This window comes from Roseateles sp. (assembly GCF_036486225.1).
In the GTDB taxonomy this organism is placed as follows: Bacteria; Pseudomonadota; Gammaproteobacteria; order Burkholderiales; family Burkholderiaceae_C; genus Roseateles.
The window spans coordinates 1-4,360 of the sequence record NZ_DASVNZ010000138.1 but is presented as its reverse complement, the minus strand read 5'-3'; the positions used below and the strand labels follow the sequence as shown (position 1 = coordinate 4,360).

At 68.9% G+C, this 4,360-nt stretch carries 5 protein-coding genes; 4 read left to right on the top strand and 1 reads right to left on the bottom strand.

All coding sequences use genetic code 11. The features are described from left to right. The 4 genes from VF536_RS09655 to VF536_RS09640 form a co-directional block, all read left to right on the top strand. On the top strand, window positions 1-1,110 hold a 1,110-nt coding region (locus VF536_RS09655; RefSeq protein WP_331614627.1), incomplete at its 5' end, for an SPFH domain-containing protein. Next, the gene (locus VF536_RS09650; protein WP_331614625.1) at window positions 1,107-2,819 is read left to right on the top strand and encodes a hypothetical protein; all 1,713 of its coding nucleotides are present in this window, start codon (window positions 1,107-1,109) and stop codon (window positions 2,817-2,819) included. The genes VF536_RS09655 and VF536_RS09650, both read left to right, overlap by 4 nt. Before the next feature lie 179 nt (window positions 2,820-2,998). Continuing rightward, window positions 2,999-3,511, top strand: coding sequence for a hypothetical protein (locus VF536_RS09645; RefSeq protein ID WP_331614624.1), 513 nt, complete (start codon window positions 2,999-3,001; stop codon window positions 3,509-3,511). Window positions 3,512-3,521: 10 nt separating this feature from the next. Further along, complete coding sequence (locus tag VF536_RS09640) at window positions 3,522-3,914, top strand: hypothetical protein (RefSeq protein WP_331614623.1); 393 nt, start codon at window positions 3,522-3,524, stop codon at window positions 3,912-3,914. A gap of 5 nt (window positions 3,915-3,919) precedes the next feature. Here the strand turns inward: VF536_RS09640 and VF536_RS09635 are convergent. Then, on the bottom strand, window positions 3,920-4,360 hold a 441-nt coding region (locus VF536_RS09635; protein ID WP_331614622.1), incomplete at its 5' end, for a response regulator.

Sequence of the window (4,360 nt, the reverse complement as noted above, 5' to 3'; positions counted from 1 at the left end):
GTGGCCGGCGCGGTGGCGCTGCTGGTGACGCATCCGCCGGTGCATGAAGTGCCGCGCGGCGCCGTCAGCCTGCGCACCAACCTGCTGACCGGCGGCGTGACCGAGGCCCGTTCGGGCTCGATGCTCCAGATCCCCGGTCTTCACGACGTCCGCGATCTGCCGGTGCGCGACCGCAGCTATCACCCGGAGCGCTTCGCCCGCGCCGACGGCGAGGCGCCGCTGCAGTCGCTCGAAGGGCTCTCCCTGGGCCTGGACCTGACCGTGCGCTGGACCGTCGATCCGACGCGGCTGGCGCAGCTCGCCGCCTCGCTGCCCGAAGACATCGAAGGCGACGTGATCGCGCCGGCGCTGCAGGGCATCGTCTATCGCCAGATTGCCACGCACACGGTGCGCGAGATCTTCTCGACGCAGCGCGGTCCCATCCAGGCCGCGCTGGAGTCCGAGCTTCGCCGCAAGCTGGCGCTGGACGGCGTCGTGCTGCGCGGTCTGGAGATCGGCAACGTCGACCTGCCGCAGGAGTACCGCGCCGGTCTGGAGAACCTGCTCTCCGAAGGCCTGGCCAGCGAGAAGATGCGCTACACGCTGGAGCTCAAGGAGAAGCAGGTCAAGCAGACCGAGCTGGAGGCGGCCGCCGAGAAGGTCCGTCGCGAGACCTCCGCCGAAGCCGCGGCGCGCGAGCAGATCATCGCCGCCAAGGGCCAGGAAGAGGCGATGAAGCACGTGCTGCCGTTCAAGCAGCGCCAGGTCGAGCAGCGCCAGCTGGAAGCCGAGGCCGAGCGCGTCGCGCGCGTGCGCATGGCCGAAGGCAACGCGCAGGCGCGCGGCATCGAAGCCGAGGGCGAGGCCAAGGCGCGCGAGAAGCTGGCCGACGCGGAGGCCTATCGCCAGACGCGCATCGGCAAGGTCGCGGTCGACCAGATGGCCGCCGAGGGCGCGCTGCTGAGCCGCCATCCGCTGCTGATCCAGAAGGCCATGGCCGACAAGCTGTCCGACAAGGTGCAGGTGATCATCGCGCCGCCGCCGTCGGACGGCGGGTTCATCGGCAAGACGCTGCTGGGCACGAAGTCCGAGCAAGCGACGCCGTCGACCCAAGAGCAGTCCGCGCAATGAATGCCACGAAGGAGAACGCCATGTGCCGCATGAAGCTCGTGATGGCCGCCGCCATCGCCGCCGTCGCTGTCCAGCTGCTCTGTGTCCATTCGGCCAATGCCGCGACCAATGCCGCGGTCAATGCCACAGCAGACGACACGACGCCGAAGCCGCCGATCAAACGCGTCGGCCCGGACGACGCGGCGCCGCGCACCGCGCTGGTGGTGCAGGACAACGTCGCGATGCGCGCGGCGGCCAAGGACTCGTCGCCGGCGCAGGCGCAGCTCTGGCGCGGCGAGGCGCTGGAGATCCGCGGCGAGCGCCCCGATCACTTCCAGGTCTACGACTACCGCCGCGAGCGCGGCGGCTTCGTCCGCAAGGCCGCGCTGCTGCCGTTGAACGGACCCGCCGCGCAGCCTGACGCGCTGCTGGCCGTGCTGCGCGTCGTGCGCCAGCAACCGGGCTCGGAATCGCTCGGCCTGGGCCTGGCCGCCGCCTACGTGCAGTCGACCACCGCAGCGCAGATGAACGGCATCGACGGCGCGGAGGCGCTCGATGCGATGGGCACGCTCGCCGAGCGGCTGGCCGATCGTGCCTCGCGCACGCAGTCGCGGTCGGACGGCGTGGCGACGGTCGCACCGTCCGCAGCGGAAACGCAGGTTGCCGCGCAGCTCGACGTCGCCGCGCGTTACGGCCTTCGCTTCCGCACGCTGGAGCGCGAGGCCGGCGCCATGCAGCTCTGCTACGACGGCGAGGCGTTCCGCCGCGTGCTGGCGATGCCCGCGTCGACGCCGGAGCAGAAGGCGCGCGCCGCGCTGGCGCTGACGCGCGTCGACTGCCTGGACCCGGTGGCGACGCCGCCGCAGCGCGAGCAGATGGACCAGTGGCGCGCGGACGTCCTCGACAAGGTCGATCTGAGGGACCCGGCGCTGGCGACGCACTGGCGCAACCGCGTGCTGATGCGGCAGTCGGGCGTGTGGAGCAGTCTGGCGTTCATCCGTGCGCGTCGAGCAAGTGCCGCGAGCGCCGCGGGCGCTGCCGGTGCAACCGGTGCGGCTGCCGTGCCCGTGGCCTTGCAGGTGGACGCCTCCTCAGCCGCATCGCGCCGTTCGCTCGAGGCGTTTGCGCGCGTGGTGCCGGCGGAGCTGTCCGACGACGATCAACCGACCTACAACGACGCCGCCATGCGCGGCAATGCGATGCGCTGGGCCGCGCTGCCGATGGGGGCGCCGGAGCAGGCGCTCGGACCCGTGAAGCTGAACGTGGCCGCCGGCCAGCCTGGCGAGACCTGCCTGACGCTGACGATGAACGGTGCGAAGGAAGGCAGCGCGCCGCTGCTGCGCCATTGCGCCTGGGGACTGGTGATGACGGCCTCGGCGCGGATCAACCGCGAGGGCACGGCGATCTCGATCGCCTCGGTGCCTGCGGACGGCTGGCGCGAGCTCTGGCTGCTGCGCCGCACGGCGCAGGGCTGGAAGGTGTCCGTGCTGCCGCCGGTGGCGGCGCAGCCGGGCCTGGGCTACGCTGAATTTGCTGGCTGGGTGCCCGGCGGCAAGGAACTGCTGGTCGCGCGCGAGTCCCGCGCCGAAGGCCGCTACAAGCGCAGCTATGAACTGGTCGACCTCGACACGCTGGAGACCAAGCGTCAAGCCGGCGACGTGACGATGCTCGGTGCGTTCCAGCGCTGGCAGGCGGCGGATTGGAAGGGCACCAGCCTGAGCGCGAGGTGAAGACTGCGCCATTTCGCATGGCGCCGCGGCGGGCTCAGAAGAGGCGCCTCATTCCCTCAAAGGTGGGCCCTCTTCATACCCCCCGCCGCCCGCAACTTTGAGTCATGGCAGAAAGGGATTCGATTTCGAGAATGCGTACATCGCGTCGACATGAGGTCGATGGCAGAAAGGCAGAAACGATGTTGCAGCGAATCGAATTCGAAGACGAGCCTGAGGAGGCCGCGCTGGCGCCAGTGCCGGAGTTCCTTGAGCCCGGACGGCCGGTGTGGGTATACAGCAAGAGTCAGAAGCCGTACCTCTACCGGCCGTGGATGAACCCTTGTTCGCCCGGTGAGTGGCCGTACGACCTCCAGGCGCTTCGCGGGACGGAGGACTACGAGGACATCCTCGAATGGTATGCGCAGAAGCATCCGCATCTTCTGCGCGAGGACTTCTGGGTTGTCGATCGGGAGCTTGCGCGATGCGCGGGAGACCGGCAGATCAGCGTCCGCGTGATCCAGGATCCCGAGGAGCACAACATGGACTTGCAGTTCACGCTCTTCGGCTATGCACCGGACGCGAAGTATCCCCATCCTGAGATCGAAGCGTTCGAAGCGCTGCACACGACCGTTCCTGCGATTGATCGTCTGTGGCTGGTCGCCTTTGTTCGAGCATGGCCCGGTCGATTCGAAGATCGGCACCTGGTGAGGTGAGGGCTGAACGATGACGGTTTTTGACCCCGATGAAGTCCTCATCGTCGCGAAGCATCTCTGGACCCGAAATGATGAAGCGAGCAACCGCAGCGCGGTGTCTCGCTCCTATTACGGGGTGTTCTTGAGGGCTCGCGACATGGCAGGCATTTCCAAACGACATCCCAAGGTTCACCAGTGGACCCAGGAGCACTACGAACGTAGCGGCGAGAAGGGTTTGGCCAAGAGGCTGGGCGATCTTCGCCGCAGCAGGAATGCTGCTGACTACTCGACAGACCGGCACGTCACGCGACAGGAAGCTGAAGAGGCCATGAGCCTGTCACAGCAGATTCGCGCGGAGCTTCGGGTGCTTGCCGGTCGTCGGCACTACCGGGAAGGGATCAACGCGGCGGACGGTGACCGCTGACCCGCTCAGTCTGCGGTGAGCTTCACCAACACCTGCCTCAGCCGCTGCGCGTCGATCGGCTTGGTGAGGAACTCGTTCATCCCCGCGGCGAGCGCCTCGTCGCGTTCCTGGACCAGCGCCGCCGCCGTCAACGCGATGATCGGCAACTCCGTCGCGTCGTAGCGCTGGCGCAGTTGCCGTGTCGCCTCGTGGCCGCTCATGACCGGCATCTGCACGTCCATCAGCACCGCATCGAAGGGCTTGCCCATGCTGGCCGCGGCCGTCACCGCCTCCACTGCCTGGCTGCCGTCGCTGGCCTGCGAGACCTCCGCGCCCCACTGCTCGAGCATGGCCACGGCGATCATCATGTTCACCGGGTTGTCCTCGACCATCAGGACGCGGCGGCCCGCCAGCTCCGCGTCGTCCGCCGGCGCGCGGCGTTGCGCGCTCCCCGGCGCCGGTGCCGC

Excerpts from the sequence above, each read along its gene's own strand:
- VF536_RS09650 (WP_331614625.1), top strand. The coding sequence starts at position 1,107 with ATGAATGCCACGAAGGAGAACGCCATGTGCCGCATGAAGCTCGTGATG.
- VF536_RS09645 (WP_331614624.1), top strand. The coding sequence starts at position 2,999 with ATGTTGCAGCGAATCGAATTCGAAGACGAGCCTGAGGAGGCCGCGCTG.
- VF536_RS09640 (WP_331614623.1), top strand. The coding sequence starts at position 3,522 with ATGACGGTTTTTGACCCCGATGAAGTCCTCATCGTCGCGAAGCATCTC.